This window comes from Streptomyces sp. SID486 (assembly GCF_009865385.1).
GTDB lineage: Bacteria > Actinomycetota > Actinomycetes > Streptomycetales > Streptomycetaceae > Streptomyces.
In genome coordinates this window covers 1-4,202 of record NZ_WWJT01000649.1, presented here as the reverse complement: position 1 = coordinate 4,202, position 4,202 = coordinate 1, and the positions used below count along the sequence as shown (strand labels likewise).

4 protein-coding genes and 1 tRNA gene are annotated in these 4,202 nt (G+C 72.8%); 3 read left to right on the top strand and 2 right to left on the bottom strand.

Annotated features, from left to right (window positions below; translation table 11 throughout):
* Nucleotides 1-198: 198 nt before the first annotated feature.
* The 3 genes from GT045_RS30355 (at nucleotide 199) to GT045_RS30345 (ending at nucleotide 2,232) form a co-directional block, all read left to right on the top strand.
* Entirely contained in the window at nucleotides 199-441 is a 243-nt protein-coding gene (locus GT045_RS30355) for a hypothetical protein (RefSeq protein WP_345942662.1), read from the top strand.
* Between the two features lie 79 nt (nucleotides 442-520).
* Nucleotides 521-1,858, top strand: a complete 1,338-nt coding sequence (locus GT045_RS30350) for a DUF1254 domain-containing protein (RefSeq protein ID WP_161336131.1) — start codon at nucleotides 521-523, stop codon at nucleotides 1,856-1,858.
* Between the two features lie 26 nt (nucleotides 1,859-1,884).
* Nucleotides 1,885-2,232, top strand: a complete 348-nt coding sequence (locus tag GT045_RS30345) for a DUF202 domain-containing protein (RefSeq protein WP_161296676.1) — start codon at nucleotides 1,885-1,887, stop codon at nucleotides 2,230-2,232.
* Between the two features lie 540 nt (nucleotides 2,233-2,772).
* Here the strand turns inward: GT045_RS30345 and GT045_RS30340 are convergent.
* Nucleotides 2,773-2,859: transfer RNA gene (locus GT045_RS30340), tRNA-Ser, on the bottom strand.
* A gap of 75 nt (nucleotides 2,860-2,934) precedes the next feature.
* The coding region (locus tag GT045_RS30335; protein ID WP_161336130.1) for a trypsin-like peptidase domain-containing protein at nucleotides 2,935-4,202 on the bottom strand (1,268 nt) is incomplete at its 5' end.

The following is a 4,202-nucleotide window of genomic DNA, read 5'->3' as shown; positions in this document are numbered from 1 at the left end:
GTCGGCGCGCGGCGGGCGGCCGGCGGCGGGCGGCGGGCGGCGGGCGGCGGGCGGCTGGACAGGCGGCTGTGTCGGCGCCCGGCGCCCGGCAGGCGGCGGGACGGCGCGGCACATGGCAGGCGGCGGGACGGCGGCTGTGTCGGCGCATGGCGGGCGGCTGGACAGGCGCCGGGGCGCACCGGCTCTTACGATCCGATCGTGACGGACATACCCGACGAACTGATCAGACTGGAACGGACCGCGGAGGAGGAACGCGCCCGCCTGGCGGGCCTCACCGGCGACGCGTACGACGCGCAGCGGCGCCGCTTCTGCACGGCCTCCGACGCGGTGCGCGCCGCGATCACCGCGCGCGCCGAAGCGACGGGGGCCGACCCGTCCGAGGTCGAACAGGCGGTACGGCGGGCCGTGCGGCAGGCGCAGGAGGACCCGGCCGTCGAGTAGCGGACCGGTACCGCGGTGCGGGCAGCGCACCTGAAAGTTAGCGTGGAGGAGGGGTCTTGCGACGCCGAGGAGAGACCCGATGGCGGATCACACACTCGAACAGCTGGCTTCCGACGCATGGGTGTTCGGCTATCCGCTGCTGACCGCCGCGGTCACGAAGAAGGCGATGACGGCGGTCCCGGCCCGCGACGACGACCGGCGCGCGGCGCCGGTCAACCAGTTCGTCTACATGCGCCGCACACCCGACGCCTCCTTCACCGAAGTCGTCTCCCCGAACGCCGACACCCTCTACTCCAGCGCCTGGCTGGACCTGTCCGAAGAACCGCTCGTGCTGACCCTGCCGGACTTCGGCGACCGCTTCTGGATGGTGCCCATCCTCACCGCCTGGTCCGACGTCTTCGCCGTCCCCGGCAAGCGCCAGGACGGTCCGACGGCCGGCCCGTTCCTGATCGCGGGGCCGGACTGGTCCGGGCCGACCCCGCCGGGGCTGACCCTGCTGAAGTCGCCCACCGCGCTGAACTGGATCGTCGCCAGGTACGCGACCAGCGGTCCGGAGGACTTCCCGGACGTCCACCGGCTCCAGGACCGGACCCGTCTCGTCCCGCTCTCGCGGTGGACCGGCGACCCCGACGACTACACCCCGCCCACGGACGTCCCCGTCCCGGCCGGCGCCGACACCGGTACGGCGCCCGTCGACGAGGTCGAGTCGATGAGCGGGACGGAGTACTTCGGCCGGCTCAACCAGCTCATGACCGACAACCCGCCGTACCCGGCCGACAGTGCGTTCCTGGAACGCGTCGCCGCGGTCGGCGTCGCCCCCGGCGCGGCCCTCGACGGGCTGTCCCCCGACGTGATCGCCGCCCTGGACGCGGCCGCGTCCAACGGTCCTGAGACCCTGCGCGCCCTGCTGAGCCGCTCGGAGTCCCACGGCGCGGACAGCGGCGCGTGGACCGTGCACCGCGGCCTCGGCGACTACGGGACCGACTACGCCAAACGCGCCGTCATCGCCAAGTTCGGCTACGGCGCCAACCTGAACGCCGACGCCCTCTACCCGCACGCCACCATGGACGCCGACGGCAGGCCCCTGGACGGCTCCCACACGTACGTGCTGCACTTCGACGCCGGGCAGACACCCCCGGCCAAGGGCTTCTGGTCGCTGACGATGATGAACGACCGGCAGCTGTTCGCCGACAATCCGCTGGACCGGTACGCGATCGGCGACCGCAGCGGGATGAAGCCGAACCCGGACGGCTCGCTGGACATCCTCATCCAGCACGAGAGCCCCGGCCCGGACCGGGAGAGCAACTGGCTGCCCGCGCCCGCCGGCAGCTTCAACCTCTTCCTGCGCCTGTACTGGCCCGAGGAGGCGGCCCTCACCGGTGCCTGGACCCCGCCGCCGGTCCGGCGCACGGACTGACCGGTCACCGCACCCGGAGAACGCGAGTGCAGCCGAAGATCCCCCCGGGCGCCACGCCGAACACCGGCAGCCGCGCCCGGGACCACCTGGCCAACGAACGCACCTACCTCGCCTGGCTGCGCACGGGCATCAGCATGGCGGCCCTCGGTGTGGCCGTCGCGAAGTTCGCCCCGCACCGCGGGATCCACGCGGTGGTCTCCGGCGGCATCCTGCTCCTCGCCGGACTCCTCGTCGCCGCCTACGGCACGGTCCGCTACCGCTCCGTGGGCCGGCAGCTGGACGCCGACGTCTACGCCCCCGCGCGGTTCGGCCTGATCACGGCGGCGAGCCTGATCACCCTGCTCGCCCTGACAGCCGTCCTCGTCCTCCTGTGAACCGGCCGCACGCACGGAGCCAGGACGAGACACCTTCACGCGAAAGGGCTGCCCCTGCGGCGGTGACCCCTTCCGACCCGCATGCCCGGAATCCCCGCGGAGGCGGTGGGACGCGAACCCACGGTGACATCGCTGCCACGACGGTCTCCAGAACCTTTCCGCATGGCGGCCACCCACTCGGTGACAGTGACCGGACGCAGGCTCGCCAGCTCCCGGTCACCGGGCGCCGGATCGATCCGCCGGAGAGGGGGGTGGATGCCACGGCCTCGAGCTCACAGTCCCGAGGCGAACCCGGGGACCTTTGTGCCCACCCCCCTTGACCGCGGACCTCAGGGGTTCTCCGACCGGCAACTGATGAGCAAGCCGGCAAGCGGCTCCGACAGTGGCCCTGCGGCTGCGCCTGGTCCGACGCGGGTGTGCCCCTCTCGTGCCCGGTCGAGCGGGGAGCCACGGGAAGCGCCGGGCGACCGCAGGACGTGAACACGCCGACGGCCCCCGACCGACTACCCGGGTCAGGGGCCGTTCTCACTGCTCTGCAAGCGGAGGCGGTGGGATTTGAACCCACGGTGACATCGCTGCCACGACGGTTTTCAAGACCGTTCCCTTCGGCCGCTCGGGCACGCCTCCCCGCGTCGCCGGAGATCGACGGCGCGGGTACACATTACCGGCCCGCCGCCGGGGCGCGTGTGCCGGTCGGCCGGGTCAGCTGTCGCCTTCCCGGGACCCCAGCGTCAGCTCCGCCGTGTGCTCCTGGCCGCCGCGCTTGTAGGTGATCGTCACCTTGTCGCCCGGCTTGTGGGTCCAGATCTCGCCGATCAGGGTGGGCCCGCTGTCGATCACGTGGTCGTCGAGCTTGGTGATGACGTCACCGGGCTTGAGGCCGGCCTTGGCCGCGGGGCCGCCGGACTCGATCGCCGCGGCGCCCTCGGTGCCCTGGTCGGTGATCTTCGCGCCGCCGGTGGAGTCCTCCAGCGAGACGGAGGCGCCGATCCGGGCGTACACCGGCTTGCCGGTCTTGATCAGCTGCTGGGCGACGTACTTGGCCTGGTTGATCGGAATGGCGAAACCCAGGCCGATCGAGCCGGACTGGCCGGAGCCGAAGCCCCCGCTGCTGCTGGACTGGATCGCGGAGTTGATGCCGATGACCGCGCCGGAGGCGTCCAGCAGCGGGCCGCCGGAGTTGCCGGGGTTGATGGACGCGTCGGTCTGCAGGGCGCTCATGTACGACGCCTTGCTGGTCGAGCTGCCGTCGCTCGACGCCACCGGGCGGTCCTTGGCGCTGATGATGCCCGTCGTCACCGTGTTGGACAGGCCGAAGGGGGCGCCGATGGCGATGGTCTCGTCGCCGACGGCCACCTTGTCCGAGTCACCGAGGGCGAGCGGCTTGAGGTCGGAGGGCGCGTTCTTGAGCTTGATGACCGCCACGTCGTAACCCTGCGCGTGGCCGACGATCTCGGCGTCGTACTTCTTGCCGTCGGGGAAGGTGGCCGTGAGCTTGCCGCCGTCGACCGCGTCCGCCACCACGTGGTTGTTGGTGACGATGTGGCCCTGCTTGTCGAAGACGAAGCCGGTGCCCGTCCCGCCCTCGCCGTTGCTGCTCTCGGCCTCGATGGTCACCGTGCTGGGCAGCGCCTTGGCCGCCGTGTTGGCGATCGTCCCCGGCGCGCGCTTGACCTGCGTGGCGCTGTCCGAGGCGGAGACGGTGGTGGAGCCGCTGCTGTCGTTGTCCTTGGCCAGGGTGTAGCCGAGGCCGCCGCCCAGGCCGCCCGCGACCAGCGCGGCCACCAGGACCGCCGCCACCAGTCCGCCGCGTCCGTCGCGCGGCTTGGGGGCGGGCTGCTGGTACGAGGCTCCCCATCCGGCGCCCGCGCCGCCCGCACCGCCGTCGCCGTAGGCCGGGGTGACCGGCGGCGGAGGCGGCCAGGAGCCGTCGGGGGCCGGGCCGGCCGGAGCCGCCGGGCCCTGCGGGT

What these genes read in the sequence shown, in the direction of transcription:
- GT045_RS30350 (WP_161336131.1), top strand. Translation starts at nt 521, where the DNA reads ATGGCGGATCACACACTCGAACAGCTGGCTTCCGACGCATGGGTGTTC.